This is a genomic window from Mycobacterium sp. NGS19, assembly GCF_059813155.1.
Map to the genome: position 1 here is coordinate 23,192 of NZ_JCALEB010000005.1, position 25,882 is coordinate 49,073.

The 25,882-nt window shown below is 67.4% G+C and carries 25 protein-coding genes; 21 read left to right on the top strand and 4 right to left on the bottom strand.

What is annotated here, in order from left to right; translation table 11 throughout:
* The first annotated feature begins 31 nt into the window (after window positions 1-31).
* The 17 genes from pdxS (at window position 32) to AC5Y4N_RS15830 (ending at window position 18,616) form a co-directional block, all read left to right on the top strand.
* Window positions 32-922: a pyridoxal 5'-phosphate synthase lyase subunit PdxS gene (pdxS, locus tag AC5Y4N_RS15750; RefSeq protein WP_499912399.1), complete on the top strand. Its 891-nt coding sequence runs from the start codon at window positions 32-34 to the stop codon at window positions 920-922.
* A 9-nt stretch (window positions 923-931) separates the two neighbouring features.
* Window positions 932-1,768 (top strand): acyl-CoA thioesterase II, encoded by an 837-nt coding sequence (tesB, locus tag AC5Y4N_RS15755; protein WP_499912397.1) that lies wholly within the window; start codon window positions 932-934, stop codon window positions 1,766-1,768.
* The gene (gene pdxT / locus AC5Y4N_RS15760; protein ID WP_499912396.1) at window positions 1,765-2,361 is read left to right on the top strand and encodes a pyridoxal 5'-phosphate synthase glutaminase subunit PdxT; all 597 of its coding nucleotides are present in this window, start codon (window positions 1,765-1,767) and stop codon (window positions 2,359-2,361) included. Before tesB ends, pdxT begins: the two co-directional genes overlap by 4 nt.
* A gap of 149 nt (window positions 2,362-2,510) precedes the next feature.
* Window positions 2,511-3,266 (top strand): YebC/PmpR family DNA-binding transcriptional regulator, encoded by a 756-nt coding sequence (locus AC5Y4N_RS15765; RefSeq protein ID WP_499912395.1) that lies wholly within the window; start codon window positions 2,511-2,513, stop codon window positions 3,264-3,266.
* 202 nt (window positions 3,267-3,468) lie between these two features.
* Window positions 3,469-5,070, top strand: coding sequence for a GAF domain-containing sensor histidine kinase (locus tag AC5Y4N_RS15770; RefSeq protein WP_499912437.1), 1,602 nt, complete (start codon window positions 3,469-3,471; stop codon window positions 5,068-5,070).
* A 95-nt stretch (window positions 5,071-5,165) separates the two neighbouring features.
* Complete coding sequence (gene ruvC / locus AC5Y4N_RS15775) at window positions 5,166-5,720, top strand: crossover junction endodeoxyribonuclease RuvC (protein WP_499912393.1); 555 nt, start codon at window positions 5,166-5,168, stop codon at window positions 5,718-5,720.
* Entirely contained in the window at window positions 5,717-6,307 is a 591-nt protein-coding gene (gene ruvA / locus AC5Y4N_RS15780) for a Holliday junction branch migration protein RuvA (RefSeq protein ID WP_499912391.1), read from the top strand. The genes ruvC and ruvA overlap by 4 nt, the downstream gene beginning before the upstream one ends.
* A complete protein-coding gene (ruvB, locus tag AC5Y4N_RS15785) occupies window positions 6,304-7,368 on the top strand; it encodes a Holliday junction branch migration DNA helicase RuvB (protein ID WP_499912389.1) in 1,065 nt (354 codons plus the stop codon). The genes ruvA and ruvB overlap by 4 nt, the downstream gene beginning before the upstream one ends.
* Window positions 7,369-7,392: 24 nt before the next feature.
* A complete protein-coding gene (locus tag AC5Y4N_RS15790) occupies window positions 7,393-8,028 on the top strand; it encodes a hypothetical protein (protein ID WP_499912387.1) in 636 nt (211 codons plus the stop codon).
* A 69-nt stretch (window positions 8,029-8,097) separates the two neighbouring features.
* Window positions 8,098-8,775: a hypothetical protein gene (locus AC5Y4N_RS15795; protein WP_499912385.1), complete on the top strand. Its 678-nt coding sequence runs from the start codon at window positions 8,098-8,100 to the stop codon at window positions 8,773-8,775.
* A gap of 152 nt (window positions 8,776-8,927) precedes the next feature.
* Window positions 8,928-9,260 carry a preprotein translocase subunit YajC gene (gene yajC / locus AC5Y4N_RS15800; protein ID WP_499912383.1) on the top strand — a complete coding sequence of 111 codons (333 nt, stop codon included), beginning with the start codon at window positions 8,928-8,930 and terminating at the stop codon, window positions 9,258-9,260.
* 76 nt (window positions 9,261-9,336) lie between these two features.
* Window positions 9,337-11,100 (top strand): protein translocase subunit SecD, encoded by a 1,764-nt coding sequence (gene secD / locus AC5Y4N_RS15805; RefSeq protein ID WP_499912380.1) that lies wholly within the window; start codon window positions 9,337-9,339, stop codon window positions 11,098-11,100.
* Between the two features lie 2 nt (window positions 11,101-11,102).
* Complete coding sequence (gene secF, locus AC5Y4N_RS15810) at window positions 11,103-12,380, top strand: protein translocase subunit SecF (RefSeq protein ID WP_499912378.1); 1,278 nt, start codon at window positions 11,103-11,105, stop codon at window positions 12,378-12,380.
* A gap of 50 nt (window positions 12,381-12,430) precedes the next feature.
* On the top strand, window positions 12,431-14,017 hold the full coding sequence (locus tag AC5Y4N_RS15815) for an ABC transporter substrate-binding protein (protein ID WP_499912435.1): 1,587 nt from the start codon (window positions 12,431-12,433) through the stop codon (window positions 14,015-14,017).
* Window positions 14,014-14,541 carry an adenine phosphoribosyltransferase gene (locus AC5Y4N_RS15820; RefSeq protein WP_499912376.1) on the top strand — a complete coding sequence of 176 codons (528 nt, stop codon included), beginning with the start codon at window positions 14,014-14,016 and terminating at the stop codon, window positions 14,539-14,541. The genes AC5Y4N_RS15815 and AC5Y4N_RS15820 overlap by 4 nt, the downstream gene beginning before the upstream one ends.
* A 31-nt stretch (window positions 14,542-14,572) precedes the next feature.
* Entirely contained in the window at window positions 14,573-16,936 is a 2,364-nt protein-coding gene (locus tag AC5Y4N_RS15825) for a RelA/SpoT family protein (RefSeq protein ID WP_499912374.1), read from the top strand.
* Between the two features lie 300 nt (window positions 16,937-17,236).
* Window positions 17,237-18,616 carry an acyl-CoA dehydrogenase family protein gene (locus AC5Y4N_RS15830; protein ID WP_499912372.1) on the top strand — a complete coding sequence of 460 codons (1,380 nt, stop codon included), beginning with the start codon at window positions 17,237-17,239 and terminating at the stop codon, window positions 18,614-18,616.
* A 13-nt stretch (window positions 18,617-18,629) separates the two neighbouring features.
* Here AC5Y4N_RS15830 and AC5Y4N_RS15835 read toward each other — a convergent pair whose 3' ends face one another.
* Complete coding sequence (locus AC5Y4N_RS15835; RefSeq protein WP_499912370.1) at window positions 18,630-19,511, bottom strand: peptidylprolyl isomerase; 882 nt, start codon at window positions 19,509-19,511, stop codon at window positions 18,630-18,632.
* Window positions 19,512-19,625: 114 nt separating this feature from the next.
* On the opposite strand from AC5Y4N_RS15835, the gene AC5Y4N_RS15840 reads away from it, so the two are divergent.
* Genes AC5Y4N_RS15840 through AC5Y4N_RS15850 form a run of 3 tightly spaced genes read left to right on the top strand, consistent with a single transcriptional unit; the run spans window position 19,626 to window position 21,986 of the window.
* Window positions 19,626-20,291, top strand: coding sequence for an MBL fold metallo-hydrolase (locus AC5Y4N_RS15840; RefSeq protein ID WP_499912369.1), 666 nt, complete (start codon window positions 19,626-19,628; stop codon window positions 20,289-20,291).
* Complete coding sequence (gene hisS / locus AC5Y4N_RS15845; RefSeq protein ID WP_499912367.1) at window positions 20,288-21,541, top strand: histidine--tRNA ligase; 1,254 nt, start codon at window positions 20,288-20,290, stop codon at window positions 21,539-21,541. Before AC5Y4N_RS15840 ends, hisS begins: the two co-directional genes overlap by 4 nt.
* Before the next feature lie 31 nt (window positions 21,542-21,572).
* Window positions 21,573-21,986 carry an Rv2576c family protein gene (locus AC5Y4N_RS15850; RefSeq protein WP_499912365.1) on the top strand — a complete coding sequence of 138 codons (414 nt, stop codon included), beginning with the start codon at window positions 21,573-21,575 and terminating at the stop codon, window positions 21,984-21,986.
* Here AC5Y4N_RS15850 and AC5Y4N_RS15855 read toward each other — a convergent pair whose 3' ends face one another.
* A complete protein-coding gene (locus AC5Y4N_RS15855) occupies window positions 21,987-22,325 on the bottom strand; it encodes a gamma-glutamylcyclotransferase family protein (RefSeq protein ID WP_499912363.1) in 339 nt (112 codons plus the stop codon).
* Between the two features lie 63 nt (window positions 22,326-22,388).
* On the opposite strand from AC5Y4N_RS15855, the gene AC5Y4N_RS15860 reads away from it, so the two are divergent.
* Complete coding sequence (locus AC5Y4N_RS15860; RefSeq protein WP_499912361.1) at window positions 22,389-23,399, top strand: Rv2578c family radical SAM protein; 1,011 nt, start codon at window positions 22,389-22,391, stop codon at window positions 23,397-23,399.
* Between the two features lie 76 nt (window positions 23,400-23,475).
* Here AC5Y4N_RS15860 and AC5Y4N_RS15865 read toward each other — a convergent pair whose 3' ends face one another.
* Window positions 23,476-24,381 (bottom strand): MerR family transcriptional regulator, encoded by a 906-nt coding sequence (locus AC5Y4N_RS15865; protein WP_499912359.1) that lies wholly within the window; start codon window positions 24,379-24,381, stop codon window positions 23,476-23,478.
* 1 nt (window position 24,382) lies between these two features.
* Window positions 24,383-25,882 carry a flavin-containing monooxygenase gene (locus AC5Y4N_RS15870; protein WP_499912357.1) on the bottom strand — a complete coding sequence of 500 codons (1,500 nt, stop codon included), beginning with the start codon at window positions 25,880-25,882 and terminating at the stop codon, window positions 24,383-24,385.

Genomic DNA, 25,882 nt, shown 5'->3' on the forward strand with positions numbered 1-25,882 from the left:
GGTACCACGGGTTACCGACGGGAGAGCAGCAGTGGAGCACGGGCAGACCGGGACCGCGCGGGTCAAGCGCGGCATGGCCGAGATGCTCAAGGGCGGCGTGATCATGGACGTCGTCACGCCTGAGCAGGCCCGCATCGCCGAGGGCGCCGGCGCCGTCGCGGTGATGGCGCTGGAACGCGTGCCCGCCGACATCCGCGCGCAGGGCGGTGTGTCCCGGATGAGCGATCCGGACATGATCGAAGGCATCATGGCCGCGGTCACCATCCCGGTGATGGCCAAGGTCCGCATCGGCCACTTCGTCGAGGCGCAGATCCTGCAGAGCCTCGGCGTCGACTACATCGACGAGTCAGAGGTGCTCACCCCCGCCGACTACACCCACCACATCGACAAGTGGAAGTTCACGGTGCCGTTCGTCTGCGGCGCGACCAACCTCGGCGAGGCGCTGCGCCGGATCAACGAGGGCGCCGCGATGATCCGGTCCAAAGGTGAAGCCGGCACCGGTGACGTCTCGAACGCCACCACCCACATGCGGGCGATCAGCGGTGAAATCCGCCGTCTCGCATCGCTTTCCGACGACGAACTGTACGTCGCCGCCAAAGAGCTGCAGGCCCCCTACGAGCTGGTGGTCGAGGTGGCCCGCGCGGGCAAGCTACCGGTCACGCTGTTTACCGCCGGCGGCATCGCCACCCCGGCCGACGCGGCGATGATGATGCAGCTCGGCGCCGAGGGCGTGTTCGTCGGCTCCGGCATCTTCAAGTCAGGGGACCCCGCCCAGCGGGCGGCCGCGATCGTGAAAGCGACCACGTTCTACGACGACCCGGACGTATTGGCCCGGGTGTCGCGCGGGCTCGGAGAGCCGATGGTCGGCATCAACGTCGAGGAGATCGCGCAGCCCCACCGACTCGCCCAGCGGGGCTGGTAACCCAGCGGTATGGCAATCGAAGAGATCCTCGATCTGGAGCAGCTCGAGGTCAACATCTATCGCGGCCGCATGGCCGGTGTCGGCCCCGGTGTGCCCACGCGCACGTTCGGCGGCCATGTCGCCGGGCAATCGCTGGTGTCGGCGGTGCGCACTGTCGACCCGCATTTCCTGGTGCACTCCCTGCACGGCTACTTTCTTCGGCCCGGAGACCCCAAGGCGCCCACCGTCTTTCTGGTCGAGCGGCTGCGCGATGGCGGCTCGTTTTGCACCCGGCGGGTCAACGCGATCCAGCACGGCGAGACCATCTTTTCGATGTCGGCCTCGTTCCAGACCGACCAGAGCGGCATCGAGCACCAGGACGCCATGCCCGTGGCGCCGGCACCTGACGAGCTCGACGAGGTGCACGAAACCGACTACATCGACGCGGACGGCTGGACTCAGTTCCGTGAATGGGATCTGCGGATCGTGCCGCGCGCCAAGCTAAAGACGTTGCCGGGCAAGGCATCTCAGCAGCAGGTGTGGTTCCGGCACCGTGATCCGCTTCCGGACGACCCGGTGCTGCACATCTGTGCTCTGGCCTACATGAGCGACCTCACGCTGCTCGGGTCGGCACAGGTCAACCACCGCGCCGAGCGCAAGCATCTGCAGGTTGCGTCGCTGGATCACGCGATGTGGTTCATGCGTACCTTCCGCGCCGACGAATGGCTGCTCTACGACCAGTCGTCGCCGTCGGCGTGCGGCGGGCGGTCGCTGACCCAGGGCAAGATCTTCAACCAGTACGGCGAGATGGTGGCGGCCGTGATGCAGGAAGGGCTGACCCGCTACCCGCGCAACTACCAACCGTGAGCGATCCACGCGTCGGAGTGCTTGCGCTGCAAGGCGATACGCGTGAGCACCTGGCGGCATTGCGGGAAGCGGGGGCGGAGGCGACGACGGTGCGCCGCCGGGCTGAACTGGACGCGGTCGACGCGCTGGTGATCCCGGGCGGGGAGTCCACCACGATGAGTCACCTACTCGCGGAGTTCGAGCTGCTGGAGCCGCTGCGTCAGCGAGTGGCTTCCGGGTTGCCGGTGTACGGGTCGTGCGCGGGAATGATCCTGCTTGCCAACGACATCGTGGACGCGGGCGCCGACGGCCGCCGTGCTCTGCCACTGTCGGGCATCGATATGACAGTGCGGCGCAACGCTTTCGGGCGTCAGGTCGACTCCTTCGAGGAAGACATTCCGTTCGACGGGCTCGACGGGCCGGTGCACGCGGTGTTCATCCGGGCGCCGTGGGTGGAACGCGTCGGGCCGGACGTGCAGGTGCTGGCTTCGGCTGCGGGGCATCCAGTCGCTGTACGGCAGGGCCGGACGCTGGCCACCGCGTTCCATCCGGAGATCACCGGGGACCGGCGGGTGCACCGGCTGTTCGTCGACATCGTCACCGGCCGGGCATAGCGCCGCGCCGAGCGTGCGGTTTCGCATGCGACACACCGGTCAGGCCCTACGACAACGCACAGTCGCTGCGGGCACCGACAGCGGGGCGGCGCCGGAATCGCGCCCACGTAAACTCGCAATCCGAGCTTCCGCAGTTGGAGAGGTAGTACATGAGCGGCCATTCGAAGTGGGCCACGACCAAGCACAAGAAGGCAGTCGTCGACGCACGCCGCGGCAAGATGTTCGCCCGGCTGATCAAGAACATCGAGGTGGCCGCGCGCGTCGGCGGCGGTGACCCCGCCGGCAACCCGACGCTCTACGACGCGATCCAGAAGGCCAAGAAGAGCTCGGTGCCCAACGAGAACATCGAGCGGGCCCGCAAACGCGGCGCCGGCGAGGAAGCCGGCGGCGCCGACTGGCAGACCATCACCTACGAGGGCTACGGACCCAACGGCGTCGCCGTGCTGATCGAATGCCTGACGGACAACCGCAACCGCGCCGCCAGCGAGGTGCGCGTCGCGATGACCCGCAACGGCGGCAACATGGCCGACCCCGGATCGGTGGCCTACCTGTTCTCCCGCAAGGGCGTGGTGACGCTGCCCAAGGACGGATTGACCGAAGACGACGTGCTGGCCGCCGTCCTGGACGCCGGCGCAGAGGACGTCAACGACCTCGGCGACAGCTTCGAGATCATCACCGAGCCGTCCGATCTGGTCGCCGTGCGCACCGCCTTGCAGGAGGCCGGCATCGACTACGAGTCCGCCGAAGCCGGATTCCAGCCGTCGGTCACGGTGCCGCTGGACACCGAAGGCGCGCGCAAGCTGCTCAAGCTGGTCGACGCGCTCGAAGACAGCGACGACGTCCAAGACGTTTACACCAACGCCGACATCCCGGACGAGGTGATGGCCGAACTCGACGAGGCGTAGCGGTCCGGCCGCAAACCTGCGATGGCGTCGAAGGCCTGCTGCGTGAATTCGAGGTGAGTTAAGGTAAGCGTGATCGACGACGCGCCTGAGAGGTGGGGTCGTGACGAGCAAGCGGACTTCGTCAGACTCTGATCGGCCGCGCGATCGCCTCTTCGACCGTATCCGCCAGCAGCTCGACGAGCTTCAGAACGCCCGTGACCAGATGGACATGCTGCTCGAGGCTGTCGTCGAAATCGGGTCGGACCTGAACCTGCATTCCACCTTGCGCCGGGTGATGACCGCCGCGCAGCGACTGACGGGCGCGCGCTACGCCGGTCTGGGGATCCGAAGCGCCGACGGCAAGATAGCGGAGTTCCTGCATGCCGGAATCGACGACGAGCTGGTGAAGCGAATCGGCCACGCCCCTGTGGGCAAAGGGTTGCTGGGGCTGCCGATGTACCGCAACGACACCGTGCGTATCGACGAGGTGGCGCACCACGGTGCCGCGGTCGGCTTCCCTGAGCATCATCCGCACATGCGGGCATTCATGGGAGTACCAATCACCATCCGCGGCAAGATCTTTGGCAGCATTTACCTGGCTGACGACCGGCCGGACCATGTGTTCAAAGAATCGGACGAGATCGCTGCCCGCGCGCTCGCGTCGGCAGCCGGGGTGGCGATCGACAACTCACGGCTGTTCGAACGCTTACGGGCGGCGGCGAAGTGGACGCGGGCCAGCCGCGAGATCACGACAGCGCTGTTGTCGGGAGCCGACCCTCATGTCCGCGCACTCCGGCTCGTCGCCGAGCACGCCCGGGAACTGACCGACTCCGAGCAGGCGATTGTGCTGGTTCCCGAAACGCCCGATCAGCCTGCCGCCGAAGTGGACACTCTCGTGGTCTCGACGGCCGTCGGCGTGCACTCGTCTGAGGTGATCGGCCAGCGCGTCCCGGTGAGCGAATCGACCACGGGCGCGGTATATCGCTCGGGTGCTCCAGTGATCACCGACTCGCTGCGTCACCCCATTCCGGGGTTCACCGACGTGGGCCAGCGACCGGCGATCGTGATGCCGCTGCGTGTGCAGAACACCGTGACCGGCGTCATCGCAGTGGCCCGCAACGCTCATCAGCCGGCCTTCGACGCCGTTCACATGGGTCTCATGGCCGACTTCGCAGACCACGCTGCGATGGCGTTGACGTTGGCCGAGGCCCATGAGCGCAGCCGCGAGCTCACGATCTTGGCGGATCGCGAACGCATCGCACACGACCTACACGATCACGTCATCCAGCGACTCTTCGCCGCCGGTATGGATTTGCAAGGAACACTTGCGATTTCGCGATCACCGGAGATCGCAGCCCGGCTCAACCGCACGGTGGACACCCTGCAGTCGGTGATCGACGAGATTCGCACCGCGATCTTCAACCTCCAGGCGTCCGCAGACATCAGCGGCGATCTGCGCCAGCGCATCCAGTCGGCGCTCACCAAGATGACCGAGAACACCGACCTGGCGACCACGCTGCGGGTGGTGGGTCCGTTGATTGCGATCGGTCCGCAGCTGGCCGCCCACGCCGAAGCGGTGGTCACCGAGGCGGTCAGCAACACCGTCAGGCACGCAGGGGCAGCCAGCGTCACGGTCGAAATCACGGTGGCCGACGAACTCGTCCTGGAGATCACCGACGACGGGCACGGCATACCCGCCCAAATCGACCGGCGCAGTGGGCTGAACAACATGCAGCGGCGCGCCGAACAAGTCTCCGGCAGCTGCCACATCAGCGCATGCCCGAACGGCGGAACCAAGGTTCGCTGGAGCGCGCCGCTGATCTGAACCGCGCGAACGGACACGTGTCGTTGCCCGGACTTGTCGGGTCAACCCGCTAAGGTTTCGTCGAACAGTTGTTCGGCATCGACGGAGGGCGGCGCGTGCGCGTCATGGGAGTGGATCCGGGGCTGACGCGCTGCGGGCTGTCACTGATCGAAAGCGCGGGTGGCAAGCAGGTGATCGCGCTCGATGTCGACGTGGTGCGCACGCCCACCGACATGCCCCTGCCGCAGCGGCTGCTGGCGATCAGCGACGCCGCGGAATATTGGATGGACACTCACCACCCCGACGTGCTGGCGGTCGAGCGGGTGTTCTCCCAGCAGAACGTGGCGACGGTCATGGGCACCGCGCAGGCCGGGGGAGTGATCGCCCTGGCCGCCGCCCGCCGCGGTATCGACGTGCACTTCCACACGCCCAGTGAGGTCAAGGCGGCGGTCACCGGCAGCGGCGGTGCGGGCAAGGCGCAGGTTACCGCGATGGTCACCAAAATCCTTGCGCTGCAAGCCAAGCCGACACCCGCTGACGCCGCCGACGCGCTCGCACTGGCGATCTGTCACTGCTGGCGCGCACCGATGCTGGCCCGGATGGCCGAGGTGCAGGCACGGGCAGCCGAGCAGCGCAAGAAGTTCGAAGCCAAGCTGAAGGCGGCCAGATGATCGCATCGATCCGCGGGGAAGTCCTCGAGGTGGCCCTCGACCACGCCGTGATCGAGGCGTGCGGAGTGGGCTACCGGGTGAACGCCACACCGTCGACCTTGGCCACGTTGCGGCGCGGCACCGAGGCCCGGCTCGCCACGGCGATGATCGTGCGCGAGGACTCGATGACGCTCTACGGGTTCGCCGACACCGATTCACGCGACCTGTTTCAGACCCTGCTCTCGGTGTCGGGCGTCGGGCCCCGGCTGGCCATGGCGACGCTGGCGGTGCACGAGGCACCCGCGCTGCGGCAGGCGCTCGCCGACGGCGACGTCACCGCGCTCACCCGCGTCCCCGGCATCGGCAAGCGCAGCGCCGAACGCATGGTGCTCGAACTGCGTGACAAGGTCGGTGCCGTCGCGACGGCAGGGGCCCCCGCCACCAACGGTCATGCGGTGCGCGCACCAGTGGTGGAAGCCCTTGTGGGCCTTGGCTTTGCGGTCAAACAGGCGGAGGAGGCCACCGATGCGGTGCTGGCCGGTGGCGATGGCGCCACCACGTCCAGCGCATTGCGGGCGGCACTGTCTTTGTTAGGAAGAAGTAAGTGAGCCGCTTCGAGCCGGGCGACGACGAGGAGCGTGAGGTCTCGGCGGCGCTGACCGTCGGTGAAGGCGACATCGACGCCAGCCTGCGCCCCCGCTCACTCGACGAGTTCATCGGCCAGCCGCGGGTGCGCGAGCAGCTTCAGCTGGTCATCCAAGGCGCCAAGAACCGCGGCGGCACACCGGATCACATTCTGCTGTCCGGACCGCCCGGGCTCGGCAAGACGTCACTGGCCATGATCATCGCCGCCGAGCTGGGCTCTTCGCTGCGGGTGACGTCCGGGCCTGCGCTGGAACGGGCCGGCGATCTTGCCGCGATGCTGTCGAACCTGCTCGAGCACGACGTGTTGTTCATCGACGAGATCCATCGCATCGCGCGGCCGGCCGAGGAGATGCTGTACCTCGCGATGGAGGACTTCCGTGTCGACGTCGTCGTCGGCAAGGGTCCCGGCGCCACGTCGATCCCTCTCGAAGTCGCGCCGTTCACGCTCGTCGGTGCCACTACCCGCTCGGGCGCGCTCACCGGCCCGCTGCGCGACCGGTTCGGGTTCACCGCGCACATGGATTTCTACGAGCCGCCCGAGCTGGAGGCGGTGCTGGCGCGGTCGGCGGGCATTCTCGGGATCAGCCTCGACGCGGACGCGGGCGCGGAGATCGCCCGGCGATCTCGGGGCACGCCTCGCATCGCCAACCGGCTGCTGCGCCGGGTCCGTGACTACGCCGAGGTGCGTGCCGACGGGGTGGTGACCCGCGACGTCGCCAAGGCGGCGCTAGAGGTCTACGACGTCGACGAACTCGGGCTGGACCGGCTCGACCGCGCGGTGCTCACGGCGCTCATCCGCAGCTTCGGCGGCGGCCCGGTCGGGGTGTCCACGTTGGCCGTGGCGGTCGGTGAGGAAGCGGCGACGGTCGAGGAGGTGTGCGAGCCGTTTCTGGTGCGGGCCGGGATGATCGCGCGCACGCCGCGGGGACGCGTCGCGACGGCGTTGGCGTGGACGCATCTGGGTATGACCCCGCCCAGCGGTGTGCACGGCTTGGGCCAGGCCGGGCTGTTCGACACGCTCTAGCCGGCCTGACGGGAGGAGGCGACGGTGGACGGCACGACAGTGAGGATCGGTGGAGCGTTCGGCGTCATCTGCGCGCTGGCGATGGTCCCGGCGTACATCGTCGGATCGCCCGACGGTCCGCGCACCCCGCAGGCGGCACGCGACTATTACGACAGCGGTTCGACCTTTGTCGCCGCCAACGGCGTGGTGCCGCTGCTGCACATCTTGTTCGGGCTGGCGTTCCTGGGTGTGCTCGTGGCGATGCTGCGCCAGGCATCAGGGCCCAGCGCCGCGTCGTACACCGCGCTGGCCGGCGGCGCGTTCTTCTTCGCGCTCACCGCGGGCGGGTTCGCGGCTGAGGTGGCTTACCCGGCGGCGGTGGTGCGGTTCGGGGATGCCACGATCACGGAATTCAACGAGCCGCTTCTGACGTTGTCGACGTGGCTTTACCACTACTGCCAAATCGGTGCTGTCGCAATGATTGTGGCGACTTCGGTGGTGATCTGGCAGACGGCTGTGCTGCCGAAGTGGGCGGCCTGGCTGGGGGTGTTGGGCATTCTGCCGCTGGTGCATCTGTGGATCCCGGTGCTGGCGGCGTTGTCCAGTCTCGTGTGGATTTTCGCGATCGGCCTCGTGATGCTCTTCGCGCCGGCGCCCGAGCGGCCCTCACCTGTCGCCTGACCTGCGAAGTTACGGTTACACCCCGCCCAGATCGGGGTACTCATGGCGGATCACGACAAAGGAGACGTCATGAACGAATCGGACACCGGCGCTCCGGTGCGAGGAGCGAGGATGCGAATCCCGCGCAGCCGCGGCGCGGCAAGCGGATTTCTGCTGATTCTGTTGGGCGCGTGGGGCGCGCTGATTCCGTTCATCGGGCCGTATTTCGACTTCGCGTGGGGCACGAACCAGGAGTGGACGTGGACGTCGCCTCGCGGCTGGCTCGAAGTGCTGCCCGGCGCCGCGACGGTGCTCGGTGGCCTACTGCTGCTGAGTTCGCGCAACCGCGCCACCGCAATGCTGGGCGGCTGGATCACCGTGCTGGCCGGTGCCTGGTTCGTCGTCGGGCGTCCGCTCTCCGACGTGTTCAGGATCGGCGATGTGGGCCGCCCTTTGGCGACGACCAACGCGAAGTACGCGGCGCTGGACCTCACGTACTTCACCGGGCTAGGGGCGCTGATCGTGTTCCTCGGCGCGCTCGCGCTGGGCCGCTTGTCTATTCGCTCGGTGCGCGACGTCCAGTACGCGCAGCGGCCGATCACTCAGCCGACGCCCGTCGTGGCCGAGGGGCCCGCAGACCAGACGACAGCGACAACCGCGCCAGAGGGCGAGCGTGTCACCGCGCCGGTTCCCGCAGACCAGCCGCGGCGTCGTCGCTTCGGCGGGCTGTTCAACCGACGCCGGGAAACCACCACTACCGCCGGCTGACCGCCCCGAGCGCGAAACCACGGCTGTAAACCGCGACGGACCGACGGGCCGACGGGCGCGACCGTCGCAGATGGCACACTGGTCTGTTGCGAGGCCCTGTCCACTGCCTGTCCGGGCCTAACGACCTGCACTCAACGAAAGAACGTGCCCTCATGGAACAGCTGATCGTCTTCTTACCGCTGCTCATCATCTTGGGCGCATTCATGGTCATGGCCTCACGCCGCCAGAGGAAGGCCTTGCAGGCCACGATCGACCTGCATGACTCACTGCGCGTCGGCGACCGCGTGCACACCACGTCTGGCCTGCAGGCCACCATCGCCGGCATCACCGACGACACCGTCGACCTGGAGATCGCCCCGGGCGTGGTCACCACCTGGATGAAGCTGGCGATCCGCGACCGCATCGAGCCCGACGAGGACGACGACAGCGTCGACATCACCGACACCGACGTCGCTGACGAGCCGGACCGACTCACCAAAGACTGACCAGAGACCGAAAGCGCGTCGGCGGCACGTACGCTTTGGCCTGCAGACGAACCGAACCTGAGGAGACCAACGGACCGTGGCATCGCCGTCGTCGCCGGTGCGTCCTTTCCGGTACTTGTCGCTGTTCTTCATCCTTCTGGTCGGCGTGTACCTGCTGGTGTTCCTGACCGGCGACAAGCAGGCCAAGCCGAAACTCGGCATCGACCTGCAGGGCGGCACCCGGGTGACGCTGACGGCGCGCACCCCGGACGGGTCGCGGCCCACCCGCGAGGCGCTCGACCAGGCCCAGCAGATCATCAGTGCCCGCGTCAACGGACTGGGCGTGTCCGGTTCCGAGGTCGTCGTCGACGGCGAACAACTGGTGATCACGGTGCCGGGCAGCGACGGCAACCAGGCCCGCAACCTCGGCCAGACCGCGCGGCTGTTCATCCGACCGGTGATCGACTCGATCCAAATTCCGCCGGAGAACCAGCAGCCTGGCGCGACACCGGGTTCCCCGGGAACACAGCCGCCTCCGGGCGCAGTGCCCGGCCCGCTTCCTGCCGAGGCGCCGGGGCCGGGAGCCGAACCGGCGCCTGGGCCAGAGCCGGCCCCGCCGGCGGAGCCGACCTCCGGGCAGCCCGCTCCTCAGCCCCGGCCATACCCGCAGGATCCGCCGCCACCCAGCCCGCCGCCCACGCCCGCCCCCGCGCCGGCAGCGCCCAATCCTGTTCCGCCGCAACCGGATCCGCGCAAAGACCTGGCCGACAGCATTAATTTCGAGAAGCAGCTGCGCCAGAACCCGGCGCTGTCACAGGTGGCGCTCGGCGTGCTGTTGCAGCGCCGCTGCCAGGGCCCCGATCCGCTCGCCGGTAACGACGATCCCAACCAGATCCTGGTCACCTGCTCGCAGGACCGCACGCAGATCTACTTGCTGGACAAGTCGATCATCAGCGGCGACCAGATCGACAACGCGTCGGCGTCGTTCAATCAGCAGCCGCCTCAATGGGTGGTCAACCTGAAGTTCAAGTCCGCGGCCGCCAACACCTGGGCTGACTACACCGCCGCGCACGTCGGCACGCAGACCGCGTTCGTGCTCGACTCGCAGGTGGTCAGCGCGCCGGCGATCCGCGAGGCGATTCCCGGCGGCAACACGCAGATCACCGGCGACTTCACTGCGGGCAAAGCGCGTGACCTGGCCGCCGTGCTCAAGTACGGATCGCTGCCGCTGTCCTTCGAGTCCTCTGAAGCCGAAACAGTCTCTGCCACATTGGGTCTGACGTCTCTGAAGGCAGGCTTGATCGCTGGTGCGATCGGCTTCGCGCTGGTGCTGCTGTACTCGCTGCTGTACTACCGGGTGCTGGGCCTGCTCACCGCCCTGTCGCTGGTGGCCTCCGGCGCGATGGTGTACGCGATCCTGATCCTGCTGGGCCGTTACATCAACTACACGCTCGACCTCGCCGGCATCGCGGGTCTGATCATCGGCATCGGAACCACCGCCGACTCGTTCGTCGTGTTCTTCGAACGCATCAAAGACGAGATACGAGAAGGCCGTTCGTTCCGCTCCGCGGTGCCTCGCGGTTGGGTGCGGGCCCGCAAGACCATCGTGTCGGGTAACGCGGTCACCTTCCTGGCCGCGGCGGTGCTGTACTTCCTGGCCATCGGGCAGGTCAAGGGCTTCGCGTTCACGCTCGGATTGACGACGATCCTCGACGTCGTGGTGGTGTTCCTGGTGACCTGGCCGCTGGTGTACCTGGCGTCCAAGTCGACGATGATGGCCAAGCCGTCGTTCAACGGGCTGGGCGCCGTGCAGCAGATCGCCCGTGAACGCCGCGCGGCAGCGCACGCGGGGCAGAGGTAGGTATGGCTGAAGTTCCTGGGAGAGGTTCGGACGAGACGACCTCGGCCGTCGAGCTCGACGACGCGACCGCCGAAACCCTCGAGTCGGGCGCGATCGAAGACAAGGTCGACACCTCGACGGCACAGCGGCATGGGTTCTTCGTCCGGCTCTACACCGGCACCGGCGCGTTCGAGGTCGTCGGCCGCCGCAAGCTGTGGTTCGCGGTCAGCGGGCTGATCGTCGCGATCGCGGTCGCCAGCATCGCTATCCGCTGGTTCAACTTCGGTATCGACTTCGAGGGCGGCACGAAGGTGTCGTTCCCGCGTGGCGACGCCACCGTCGAACAGGTCGAAGATGTGTTCCGGACCACGCTGGGCACCGACCCGGAGCAGGTGGTCGTCGTCGGCAACGGCGCGTCGGCCACGGTGCAGATCCGCTCTGAGACGCTGTCCAACGAGCAGGCCGGCAAGCTCAAAGACGCGCTGTTCGCCAAGTTCCACCCGGTAGGCGTCGACGGCAAGCCGTCCAAGGACGCGATCAGCGACTCAGCGGTGTCGTCGACGTGGGGCGGGCAGATCACCAAGAAGGCGCTGATCGCACTCGGTGTGTTCCTGGTGCTGGTCAGCCTCTACATCACGATCCGCTACGAGCGCTACATGGCCGTCTCGGCGCTGGCCACCATGTTCTTCGACATCATCACCACCGCGGGCGTGTACTCGCTCGTCGGGTTCGAGGTCACTCCCGCCACGGTCATCGGGCTGCTGACCATTCTGGGCTTTTCGATCTACGACACCGTGATCGTGTTCGACAAGGTCGAGGAGAACACCCACGGCTTCCAGCACACCACTCGTCGCACGTTCGCCGAGCAGGCCAACCTCGCGGTCAACCAGACCTTCATGCGGTCGATCAACACCAGCCTGATCTCGGTGCTTCCCATCGCGTCGCTGATGGTGGTGGCGGTGTGGCTCCTGGGCGTGGGCACGCTGAAGGACCTGGCGCTGGTGCAGCTGGTCGGCGTCGTCGTCGGGACCTACTCGTCGATCTTCTTCGCCACCCCGCTCCTGGTGACATTGCGCGAGCGCACGGAACTCGTGCGTGCCCACACTCGCCGGGTGCTGCGTCGGCGCAAGGCAGCGGAGGGTGCCGAGCCGTCGGCAACCACTGCGGAGGCCGACACGCGAGAAGTGCCCGCGGAGCAGGAGAGGGAACCCGTCGCGCTCGCCGCGAAGCCCGCTCCAGGTGCCCGGCCGATCCGGCCGACCGCCCGCAGCGGTCGGCCGTCGGGCAAACGGCGGCGCTAGTGCGGCACTGGACGGCTGTGCTGGCCGCGGCCGCGCTGCTGGTCGCGCCCATGGCGTTGACGTCGTGCTCGAACACCCCTGCCGAGCAGCTCGACTACTCCGTCGACGGGCCGCTGCCCACCTACAATCCGAACACCGTCGCCGGAGCCGCATCGGCCGCGCCTCAGGCATTCGCCCGCGTGCTGACCGGGTTCGGCTACCACGGCCCGGACGGCCAGATCATCGCCGACCACGACTTCGGGACCGTGTCGGTCGTCGGCCGCGAGCCGCTGGTGCTGGACTACCAGATCGCCGACTCCGCGGTGTACTCCGACGGCAAGCCGGTGACGTGCGACGACATGGTGCTGGCCTGGGCCGCCCAGTCGGGGCGGCTCGCAGGTTTCGACGCCGCCAGCCACGCCGGCTACGCCGACGTCGAGTCCATCGATTGCACGCCGGGACAGAAGAAGGCCCGGGTCACGTTCGTCGGCGGCCGGTCGTTCACCGACTACGCGCAGCTGTTCACGGCGACGTCGATGATGCCGTCGCACGTCCTGGCCGATCTGCTCGGCGTGGACGTCACCGCCGCGCTGCAGAACAACGACGCGCCGGTGGTGGCCCGGATTGCCGACGCGTGGAACACGATCTGGGACCTCAAACCGGGCGTCAACGTGCGGTGGTTCCCGTCATCGGGGCCCTACAAGCTCGACTCGGTGAAATCAGACGGCTCGGTGGTGCTCGTCGCCAACGACAAGTGGTGGGCCAACAAACCTGTCACGCAGCGGGTGACGGTGTGGCCTCGTGGCGCCGACGTGCAGGCGCGCCTGAAGAACAACTCCGTCGACGTCGTCGACGTGGCGACCGGGTCGATCGGCGGCTTGACCGTGCCCGACGGCTATCAGCGCACCGACAGCGCGTCGGCCGGTATCGAGCAGCTGATCTTCTCCAGCCAGGGTCCGCTGGCCGCGCCGGCTGCGCGCCGAGCACTGGCACTGTGCACGCCCCGCGACACGATCGCCGGCGAGGCGAAGGTGCCGATCGCCAACGCGCGGCTGAACCCGGCCAGCGACGACGCGTTCAACGCCGCGGAAAGCGCTGCGGCCAACAATCGCTACGTGGCGGCGAACGCCGACGCTGCCAAGGCCGCCGTCAACGCCACCCCGCTGACTGTGCGGATTGGCTATCAGGCACCCAACGCCCGGCTCAACGCGGCGGTCGGCGCGATCACCAAGGCATGCGCGCCGGCTGGCATCACCGTGCAAGACGTGTCGTCGGAGAACACCGGCCCGCAGACCATGAAGGCGAACCAGCTCGACGTGCTGGTGGCCGGCACCGGCGCAGCGACGGGCAGCGGCTCGAGCGGATCGTCGGCGATCGACGCGTACCAGTTGCACACCGGCAACGGCAATAATCTGTCGGGCTACTCGAACCCCCAGGTGGACGGCATCATCGACAAGCTCGCCGCCACCACCGATCCGAAAGAGGTGGCCGGTCTGCTGTCCGACGGGGCCGGGGTGCTGTGGAACGACATGCCGACGCTGCCGCTGTATCGCCAGCAGCGCACGCTGATCTGGTCGAAGAAGATGTCGGCGGTGGTGGCCAACCCGACCCGCTGGGGCGCCGGCTGGAACATGGACCGCTGGGTGCTGAAGGAATGAGTCGTGACGTTCGCGACGTCATCGTCTCGCTGATGCGCAATGTCCCTGACTTCCCGTCGCCCGGTATTCAGTTCAAGGACTTGACGCCGCTGCTGGCCGATCCGGACGGGCTTGCCGCAGTCACCGATGCGCTGGCTGAATCGGCCTCCGGTGCGGAGTTGATCGCCGGGATCGACGCCCGCGGCTTTCTGCTCGGCGCGGCAGTGGCGACCCGGCTGGGCACCGGGGTGCTGGCCGTCCGCAAGGGCGGCAAGCTGCCCCCGCCGGTGCACAGCGAGACCTACACCCTTGAGTACGGGACGGCCACGCTGGAGATACCAGCCGAGGGCGTAGAGCTGACCGGCCGCAGCGTGGCGATCGTCGACGACGTGCTGGCCACCGGCGGCACGCTGGCGGCCGCGGCCCGGTTGCTCGACGACGCCGGCGCGGCGGTCACCGGGGCGGTGGTGGTGTTGGAGCTCGCCGCGCTCGGCGGTCGTGAGGCGGTGGCGCCACTGCCTGTCACCAGCCTGTACCAGGTCTGAAGCGTTTATCCTCGGTACGGGAGGTGCACAGATGGCGGCTGACGACCCAGGTGTAGGCCAGGCCGTGCAGACACCGCCTGCGCCGGAAACGCCTGCTACCGCAGCGGCTCCCACGCCGGCTTCGGCGGCGCCGAAGTCCTCCAGTGCGTCGCGGCGGGTCCGGGCGCGGCTGGCGCGGCGGATGACCGCGCAGCGCAGTGCCGTCAATCCGGTGCTCGAACCGCTGGTCGCGGTGCACAAGGAGATCTATCCCAAGGCCGACCTGACCATGCTGCAGCGAGCCTACGAGGTGGCCGAGCAGCGGCATGCCGAGCAGTTCCGCCGCTCGGGCGACCCGTACATCACCCATCCGCTGGCTGTGGCCAACATATTGGCCGAGCTCGGCATGGACACCACGACGCTGGTTGCGGCGCTGCTGCACGACACCGTCGAAGACACCGGCTACACGATGGAGGCGCTCACCGCCGACTTCGGCGAAGAGGTGGCCCACTTGGTGGATGGCGTCACCAAGTTGGACCAGGTGGCGCTGGGTACAGCCGCGGAGGGCGAGACGATCCGCAAGATGGTGATCGCGATGGCCCGCGATCCGCGCGTGCTGGTGATCAAGGTCGCCGACCGGCTGCACAACATGCGCACCATGCGGTTCCTGCCGCCGGAGAAGCAGGCCCGCAAAGCCCGTGAAACGCTGGAAGTCATTGCGCCGCTTGCCCATCGGCTCGGGATGGCAACCGTCAAGTGGGAGCTCGAAGACCTGTCGTTTGCGATCCTGCACCCCAAGCGCTACGAGGAGATCGTGCGGTTGGTGGCTGACCGGGCGCCGTCGCGCGACACGTATCTGGCCAAGGTGCGCAGCGAGATCATCGCGGCGCTCGACTCGGCGAAGATCAACGCGGTGGTCGAGGGCCGGCCCAAGCATTACTGGTCGATCTACCAGAAGATGATCGTGAAGGGCCGCGACTTCGACGACATCCACGACCTCGTCGGTGTACGCATCCTGTGCGACGAGATCCGCGACTGCTATGCCGCTGTGGGCGTGGTGCATTCACTGTGGCAGCCGATGGCGGGGCGGTTCAAGGACTACATTGCCCAGCCACGATTCGGCGTGTACCAGTCGCTGCACACCACGGTGGTGGGGCCGGAGGGCAAGCCACTGGAGGTGCAGATCCGCACCCGCGACATGCACCGAACCGCCGAGTACGGGATCGCCGCGCACTGGCGCTACAAGGAGGCCAAGGGGCGCAACCTTCCGCATCCGCATGCGGCCGCAGAGATCGACGACATGGCGTGGATGCGTCAGCTGCTCGACTGGCAGCGGGAGGCGGCGGATCCCGGCGAGTTCCTGGAGTCGCTGCGTTACGACCTTGCCGCACAAGAGATTTTCGTGTTCACCCCAAAGGGCGATGTGATCACCCTGCCGGCGGGATCCACGCCGGTGGACTTCGCCTACGCGGTGCACACCGAGGTCGGCCACCGATGTATCGGCGCCCGGGTGAATGGCCGGCTGGTGGCGCTGGAGCGCAAGCTCGAAAACGGCGAAGTGGTGGAGATTTTCACTTCGAAGGCGCCCAATGCCGGGCCGTCACGCGACTGGCAGCAGTTCGTGGTGTCGCCGCGGGCGAAGGCCAAGATCCGGCAGTGGTTCGCCAAGGAGCGTCGCGAGGAGGCGCTGGAGGCCGGCAAGGACGCGATCGCGCGCGAGGTGCGGCGCGGCGGACTTCCGTTGCAGCGCTTGATGAATGCCGAGTCCATGAGTTCACTGGCTCGGGAGTTGCGTTACGCGGACGTGTCGGCGCTCTACACCGCGGTGGGCGAGGGGCACATCTCGGCGCGCCACGTGGTCCAGCGGCTACTGGCGCAGCTCGGCGGGGACGAGGCCGCTGAAGACGAGCTCGCGGAGCGGTCGACCCCAGCGACAATGCCTGTGCGCCAACGCAATCCGGAGGATACCGGGGTGGCCGTGCCGGGGGCGCCGGGAGTGTTGACGAAGCTGGCCAAGTGCTGCACGCCGGTGCCTGGGGACAACATCATGGGCTTCGTCACCCGTGGTGGAGGGGTGAGCGTGCACCGCACCGACTGCACCAACGCCGCGTCGCTGCAACAGCAGTCGGAGCGGATCATCGACGTCGAGTGGGCGCCGTCGCCGTCGTCGGTGTTTTTGGTGGCCATCCAAGTGGAGGCGCTCGACCGGCATCGGCTGCTGTCGGACGTGACACGCGTGCTGGCTGATGAAAAGGTCAACATTCTGTCCGCATCGGTGACGACGTCTGGTGATCGGGTGGCGATCAGCCGGTTCACCTTCGAGATGGGTGACCCCAAGCATCTAGGGCATGTGCTCAACGTGGTGCGCAATGTGGAGGGCGTGTACGACGTCTATCGCGTGACGTCAGCGGCCTGAGAGCCGGCGATTCGTCACCCCTCTGACTGACTGCGGATTCGGCGATCAGCGGCGCCTCCCGTACAGTGTGGCGGCCGCCACCGTCGGCCTGTCGCTAAGAGGCGGGCACGGGCACGTGTTGGTCGCAGAGTTCCCGGCGTGACCGTCTGGCCACATGGGCCACGTCCGCCCCAGAAACCGCCCAGCCAGCCGACTACCGATGTGCCCGCCTCTTAGCGACAAGTCGACGCCCTCTGCCCGTCGTCAACAGGCGATGGTGAACAGATGTTTCGCTTGCGGTACCGCGGGTAACGGAACAGCGTGACGTTCGACCTCACGCCCACCGAGGCGCAACACGACCTGGCACAACGTGCGCACAAATTCGCCGAGGACTGCATCCGCCCGGTGGCCGCCGAATACGACAAGCGCCAGGAATTCCCGTGGCCGATTCTGGAAGAAGCCGCCGAACAAGGCTTCTACAGTCCCCTTTTCTACCGCGACCTCATCGGCGACCCGACCGGCCTGTCGCTGCCGATGTTCATGGAGGAGATCTTCTGGGGCTGCGCGGGCATCGGCCTGGCGATTGTGATGCCGGCCCTCGCATTGTCGGCCATCGGTCAGGCCGCCACGCCCGAGCAGATGCTTCAGTGGGCGCCTGAATGTTTCGGCACACCCGGAGACCTCAAGCTCGCCGCGCTCGCGATCTCCGAACCCGAGGGCGGCAGCGACGTACGCAACCTGCGCACCACCGCGACTCGTGACGGCGACGACTGGATCATCGACGGGCACAAGATGTGGATCGGCAACGGCGGCATCGCCAACGTGCACGTGGTCAACGCGGTGGTGGACCAGGAGCTCGGCCACCGCGGTCAGGGCCTGTTCGTGGTGCCCGGCGGCACACCGGGACTGGAGTTGGTGCGCAAGCTCGACAAGCTCGGCTGCCGGGCGTCACACACCGCGGAATTGAAGTTCAACAGCGTCCGCGTGCCGGGGGACCACCTGCTGGGCGGCCAGGACAAACTCGAGCACAAGCTCGCCAAGGCGCGCGAGGCGGTCGAGGGCGGTCGCCGCTCGGGTTCCGCGACGCTGGGCACCTTCGAGCAGACCCGCCCGATGGTCGCTGCCCAGGCTCTCGGAATCGCAAGAGCCGCACTGGAATACATGACGGCCTACGCGAAGGAGCGGGAGGCGTTCGGCGCCCCGATCATCGACAATCAAGGCATCGCCTTCCCGATCGCCGAGATCGCCACACAGATCGACGCGGCACGGTTACTAACCTGGCGCGCGTCGTGGATGGCCGCCAACGGCATAGCATTCGACCGCGGTGAGGGCTCGATGTCCAAGATGGCCGCCAGCGAGGTCGCGGTCCGGGCCACCGAACGTGCAATTCAGACGATGGGCGGCTGGGGCTACATCACCGACCACCCCGTCGAGAAGTGGTACCGCGACGCCAAGCTGTACACGATCTTCGAGGGCACCAGCGAGATCCAGCGGATCGTGATCTCCAACGCTCTGGGCGCCGCGGGCGACAAGCCCCCGCTGCACTTCGAGCTCGAACCCTCGGGCGGACCGCTGAACAAGGTGTTCGGCCGGGGCACTCGGCTACGCGGCCGTGCCGCGGATACCGCTCTCGCGATGAAAGACCGTGTGCCGCAACCCGTTATGAGGGCCGCGATGCGGTTCCTGCGCCCGCCGCGCTGACCGGACCAGACACCTAGTCCAGCCGCGCCGACGTGATCACCACGTCGGTCTTGGGCTTGCCGTCCGGCGAACCGTCGACCGTGCCCGCCGCGGCGATCTTGTCCAAGACCGCCATGTCCTTCTCGTCGACCTTGCCGAACACCGTGTAGTTAGGCGGCAGGTGCGAATCCTTGTAGACGATGAAGAACTGGCTGCCGTTGGTGTTCGGTCCCGCGTTGGCCATCGCCAACGTGCCGCGTGGATAGACGATCGCCTGGTTTCGGGCGGGATCGTCGGGCAGATATTGGTTCGACGGATACTCGTCGGCGAACTGGTAGCCGGGACCGCCAGAGCCGTTCCCCTTGGGGTCGCCGCATTGCAGCACGAAAAGGTCAGGGCCGGTGGTCAGCCGGTGACAATGCGTGTCGTTGAAATAGCCCTTCTGGGCCAGGCTGGCGAAGCTGTTGACCGTGCAGGGGGCCTTCGCGTTGTCCAGTTGCACGCCGATCGGCCCCTGGTTGGTCGCGATGCTCATGCTGATCTGGGCGGGATCGGTCGGCACCTTGCCCGATTTGGGCGGGTCCACCTTCTTGGCCGCCGGCTCCGGACTGGCCGGGTACTGGCAGTTCGCTCCCAGATCAGCCGGCGGCTTGAACGGCGGCAGCACCCCAGCCTGCGGCGCGGCGGTGTCCTGCGTCGGTGCCACCGACGTCGTCGTGCTCGACGCGGTCGGCGTCTCGTTCGATCCCTTGCGGAAGAACACGCCCCACACCGCGAGGCCCGCTACCACGACGACCACCGCCGCAAGCCCGGCGATGGTCAGGATCCGTCGACGCCGCGCCTGCTGAGCGCGCCGCTCGAGCTGGCGCTCCAGTTTGCGCTTGGCCGTCGCACGCCGCTGCTTTTCGGTCGGCACGCCGCTGTCCTCCTGTTACGGGGTCGTGGTTCTGGCCATCGAGTGTGCCATGCAACGCTGGGCGGCCGGCCCGGCAGTGCCAGACCGACGCTCGCTGCGTGGGAAACTAAACGGGTGTTGCTGACTGGATTCCCCGCCGGCATGCTGCAGTGCAACTGCTACGTGCTGGCCCCACGACCGGGGTCCGACGCCATCGTCGTCGACCCTGGGCAGCGGGCGATGACGCCGCTGCGCCGGATCCTCGACGATCACCGGCTCACGCCTGCGGCGGTGCTCCTCACCCACGGCCACATCGACCACATCTGGTCAGCGCAAAAGGTGGCCGACACCTACGGCTGCCCCGCCTACATCCACCCCGAAGACCGATTCATGCTGACCGATCCGATCAAGGATTTCGGGCCCCGAATCGCCCAGCTGCTGTTCGGCGCGCTGTTCCACGAGCCCAGGCAGGTGGTCGACCTCGACCGCGATGGCGACAAGATCGACCTCGGCGGCATCACTGTGACCGTCGACCACACCCCGGGACACACGAGAGGCTCGGTCTGCTTTCGGGTCGCAGACGGCCCGGATGAGATCGTGTTCTCCGGCGACACGCTGTTCAAGCAGTCCGTCGGCCGCACTGACCTGCCCGGCGGGAGCGGCCGGGATCTGTTGGGCTCGATCGTGACAAAACTGCTGGTGCTCGACGACGACACCGTGGTGCTGCCGGGACACGGTGAAGCCACCACGATCGGAGCCGAACGCCGCCACAATCTGTTCCTCAAAGGCCTGAGCTCGTGACCGAATTCCAGGCGCCCAAGGGCGTCCCCGACTATCTGCCGCCGGAGTCGGCGCAGTTCGTCGCCGTGCGCGACGGGTTGCTCGACGCCGCCCGCCGAGCCGGCTACGGCGACATCGAACTGCCGATCTTCGAGGACACCGCGTTGTTCGCCCGCGGCGTCGGCGAGTCGACTGACGTCGTCAGCAAGGAGATGTACACGTTCACCGACCGCGGGGACCGATCGGTCACACTGCGCCCGGAAGGCACCGCGGGGGTGATCCGCGCGCTGATCCAGCACGGGCTAGACCGCGGCCCGCTGCCGGTCAAGCTGTGCTACGCCGGGCCGTTCTTCCGGTACGAGCGCCCTCAAGCCGGCCGCTACCGTCAGCTGCAGCAGGTGGGCATCGAGGCGATCGGCGTCGACGATCCCGCACTGGACGCCGAAGTGATCGCGATCGCCGACGAAGGCTTCCGCTCGCTGGGGCTCGACGGGTTCCGCTTGGAGATCACCTCCCTGGGCGACGACAGCTGCCGGCCGCAGTACCGCGAGTTGCTTCAGCAGTTCCTCCTCGGCCTCGACCTCGACGAGGACACCCGCCGACGCGCCCAGCTCAACCCGCTGCGCGTCCTCGACGACAAACGGGACTATGTCCGTGCGCAACTGGCCGAGGCCCCGGTGATGCTGGACCACCTCTCCGACGGCGCCAAGCAGCACTTCGAAACCGTGCTGGCACACCTGGACCGGCTCGGCGTGCCCTACACGATCAATCCGAAGTTGGTGCGCGGGCTGGATTACTACACGAAGACCACCTTCGAGTTCGTGCACGACGGACTCGGCGCGCAGTCGGGAATCGGCGGAGGCGGCCGCTACGACGGACTGATGCACCAGCTCGGCGGAAAAGACTTGTCCGGCATCGGTTTTGGGCTAGGTGTCGACCGCACGGTCCTGGCGCTTCGTGCCGAGGGCAAGAGTGTCGGTGACGCGAAGCGCGCCGACGTGTTCTGCATTCCGATCGGCGAGGACGCCAAGCTCGACGTCGCCGTCACCGCTGCGGCGCTGCGCCGGGCCGGCCTGCGGGTGGACGTCTCCTACGGCGACCGCGGGCTCAAGGGCGCGATGCGTGCCGCCGACCGTTCCGGGGCGTCGTTGGCGCTGATCAAAGACCACGATCCCGACGTCAAGGTGAAGGACCTCGCCACGGGGGAGCAGGTCACCGTCCCTGCCGATGCAGTCGTCGGCGAGGTTCTCGCCCGACTCGGTCGCACGTAACAATCCGGTAGCCTCCGGCGATGTGATGTACATGCAGAAAGCTGCCATCCGTTTCGCCGCAGCGACGCTCGCCGGCGCCGGTCTCCTGTCAATTCCTGCCAGCGCCACCGCCGATCCGGGCGGCCATCAGGTGGTCTACACGATCACCACGGACCAGGAGGCGACTGTCAGCCTCAACTACCTGGTGTCAGACCCCCCGAGCAAGGCGGCGTTGGACGCCAACTCCGGCGCCTATTTGCGCAACGAGCGCGTCACTGTTGCACCGGGGGCGCCCTGGACGTTTTCAACCACGTTGACCGACCAGAGTTGGGCCTACGTCATGGCTGGTGGCGCGGCGCGCTACAACGGAACACCGAATCCGCACTGCGAGATTTCGGTCGACGGCAACGTGGTGGCGCAGAACAGCGGTGAGACCGCCGCCACCTGCGCGCTCAAGGCCTGGTAGCTAGCCGGCGAATACGTACACCCACGCTTCGTCGCCGGAGCGCAGGGGCACTCGAATCCGCTTGTAGTCGTCGACCTCGTACTCGTCGGCGGCGGCCAGCTCCTCTTCGCTGATCGAGAACACCGTGCCCTGCACTTCCGCACCGGGATGCGACGACGGCCGCAAGATCGGGTGCCGGTCGCTGCCGCTGGTAGCGATGACGTGCGGGTCGGTGATGGTGACGTGGTCGAGCTCGAAACCGACGATTGCGTCGTCGCGGCCGGCGAGCTCGCGGCCGAACGTTGCCAGCTGCACCTCGCGCAGCCGCAGTGTGCCATAGGAGAACAGCAATTCGGTCACGCCGGAAGTCTTACATCAGCGAGCCCGCTTGACAGCGCATCGAACGAGCGTTCGAATACGGGGGTGCGATGGGATGGACAAGGCGTTCGGGTGGACGACGGGGCACTGCCCGGCCTTGCGCGTATCGGGTTCGTGCGCAGCGTGCGGACGCCACAGTTCGAGGGCATCACGTTTCACGAGGTGCTGTGCAAGTCGGCGGTCAACAAGATTCCCGATTCGGCGATGCTGCCGTTCAGGTACACCGTCAACGGCTACCGCGGCTGCTCGCATGCCTGCCGCTACTGCTTCGCCCGGCCCACCCACGAGTATCTGGAGTTCGACCCCGGCCAGGACTTCGACACCCAGATCGTCGTCAAGACCAATATCGCCGAGGTGCTCCGCCGCGAGCTACACCGGCCGTCGTGGCAGCGCGAGACGATCGCGCTGGGCACCAACACCGACCCGTACCAGCGTGCCGAGGGCCGCTATGCGTTGATGCCGGGAATCATTCGCGCACTGGCAGATTCGGCTACGCCGTTTTCGATATTGACCAAGGGCACGCTTTTGCGCCGCGATCTGGGGTTGCTCGCCGCGGCGGCCGAGCAGGTGCCCGTGAGTCTTGCGATCTCACTGGCGGTCGCGGATCCGGATGTGCACCGCGACGTCGAGCCTGGGACGCCGTCACCGCACGCGCGGCTCGGGCTGATCTCCGCGATCCGCGACGCCGGTTTCGACTGCCATGTGATGGTTGCGCCGGTACTGCCGTATCTCACCGACTCGGCCGAGCATCTCGACACGCTGCTCGGCCAGATCGCCGACGCGGGTGCCACGTCGGTCACCGTGTTCGGCCTGCACCTGCGAAGCTCGACGCGCGGCTGGTTCATGGCGTGGCTGGCCCGCTCGCATCCTGAGCTGGTCAGCCGATACCGCGAGCTGTTCCGCCGCGGCGCATACTTGCCGGCCGACTACCGTGAGATGCTGCAGCGCAGGGCTGCGCCGCTAGTGGCCAAGCACGGATTGGCAAGAGACGCAAGAGAATTCCGTCAGCCGCCGCCCGCACCGGTGGCTGCGGTCATCCAGCCGACGCTGTTCTAGACTTTGGACCCGCGAGCAGACACCAAATCGCATCATTTCACCGGGATTCATGCGATCTGGTGTCTGCTCGCGGCGCTCAGATGGCCTGGCGCCCGAGGTTGTCCTGGATGTAGTCCTCGAGCAGCTGCGCGGCCAGCGTCTCGATCCGCGCCTCGATCGAGGACGCCAACGTGCCGGCGACCGACGCCACCGCCTGGGTGCGGAACCGGACCAGCATCGTGATCAGCTCGGCCACCTCGGTGTCTTCCGGCAGCGCCTCGCCGGGTTTGATCAACCCGACGACGTGTTCGGCCCCGGTCTGCACCAGGATGCCGCTGATCTCGTCGACAAGCGGCGCGATCCTCTCGTGCAGGTCGATCAGCTTGTCCACGCCGATTCCATAGCCGCGAATCTCGTTGAAAGCCTCAATCAGCTTGGGACGCAACACGGTTGCGTTGTCACCGTCGACCTTGATGAGGTTCAGCTCGACCAGCCGGGCGAATGCATCGTCATCGCCGATCAGCCGCTTCACGTCGGCGAGCCGGCGGGTCTGCGGCTTCTCCGCCGCCCAGGTACCCACCAGCGCGGTCTCCAACCCCAGCACGTCGCCCAGGTCCTTGCCCTGCTCCCACGCGCTGAGCATCTCGTGAACGTGGGCCAGCGTGTACCCGCGATCCAGCATCGACGTGATCAGCCGAAGCCTCGTCAGGTGCGTGTCGTTGTACAACGCGATCCGCCCCACTCGCAGCGGCGGGGGCAGCAGTCCGCGGTCGCGATACACCCGGATGTTGCGGGTGGTGGTTCCCGCCATGCGGGCCAGATCCTCGATGCGGTATTCCCCGGACAGGCTGCTGCCGTAGGGCTGCCGCGTGGCGGCGTCGAAAAGCTGTGCCACCACGGTTTCCACGAGATCACGGGAGTGCCGCCGCACCCGCGCCGGCGCGCGGCGCAGGTTGGCCAGCACCGCGGTGATGCCACTGGGAGCCGGGCGGTCGGTGGCCATGTCAGGCCGGTGACCGGGTGGCGGCGCAGGCTGCGAGCTCGCGGCCCACGACGTGATAGTGGTCGAGCCGGAAAGTGCGCATCTGCCGAAGATACTGCGTCGCGAAGCCTGGATACATCGCGGCGTTGAACCCGTCCTCGGTGAGGTACCAGCTGCGGCAACCCGACATCCAGGTGGTGGCCTTCAGCCGTCGCTGAATGTCGGCGTTGTGGCGGCGCTGGACGTCCTCTCGCACGTCGAGGTAGCGCAGGTCCTTGCGCAAAATCGTGGTGATCGCGGCCACCGCGTAGTCCAGCTGACCCTCGACGTACGTCAGCAGCGAGTTGTGGCCCGGGCCGGAGTTCGGGCCTGTCATGAAGAACAGGTTGGGGTAGCCGTGAGCGTTGATGCTCTTGTACGCCTGCGCGCCGCCGGCCCACTCCGCGGCCAGCGAGCGGCCGCCGAGCCCGGTCACGGGGAACGGCGGCCCCGTCAGGTGGACGTCGTAACCAGTGGCGAACACGATGCAGTCCAAACGGTGCTCGACACCGTCGCTGGTGCGCACTCCGACGGGGCTCAGTGTGGCGATCGGCCAGTCGATCAGCTTGCAGTTGTCGCGCTGCAGCGCCGGATAGTAGTCGCTGGAGATCAGCATCCGCTTACAGCCGGGCGTGAAGCCGGGTGTGAGCTGACGGCGCAGCCACGGATCCTTCACCGCGGCCCTGAGGTGAAGCTTGCCCAACTGGGTCACCACGGACGTCAACGGCGAATTCCACACCAGCGCAAGTGCGCTCGCCTCGTGTCCCCAGTACAGCGCTTCGCGCGCCAGTTGCTGTGCGGCAGGCAGCTTTTCGAACAGCGCCTGCACCGCCGGGGGGATTGGGGGATTCAGACGGGGCAGCACCCACCCGGGCGTGCGCTGGAACACCTTGACGAATTCGGCGCGTTTGACCAGCTCCGGCACGATCTGGATGGCACTCGCCCCGGTGCCGATGACGCCGACGCGCTTGCCGGTGAAGTCGTAGCCGTGATCCCAACGGGCGCTGTGGATCTTGTGGCCTCGGTAACTGTCGATACCGCGAATGTCCGGCAGGCTCGCGTCGGCGAGCGGACCGGACGCCAGCACCACGGTGCGCGCGCGAAAGCGCTTGCGCTGCTTGGTATTCACGATCCACACACCCGCGTCTTCGTCGAACGACAAGCCGGTGACCTCGGTGTTGAACCGGATGCGCCGACGCAAGTCGAAATCGTCGGTCAGCTCCTCGATGTGCTGGCAGATTTCAGCGCCGGACGGATACGCGCTGGACCAGTTCGGGTTCTTGGCGAACGAGAACGAGTACAGCAGTGACGGGATGTCGCAGGCAATGCCGGGATATGTGTTGTCGCGCCAAGTTCCGCCGACACGGTCGGCACGTTCGAGGATGACGACATCGTCGATGCCGGCTTCGGTGAGCTTGATCGCCGCGCCCAGGCCGCTGAAGCCGGCGCCGACGATCAGCGTGGAGCAGACGTGGTCTGTCAT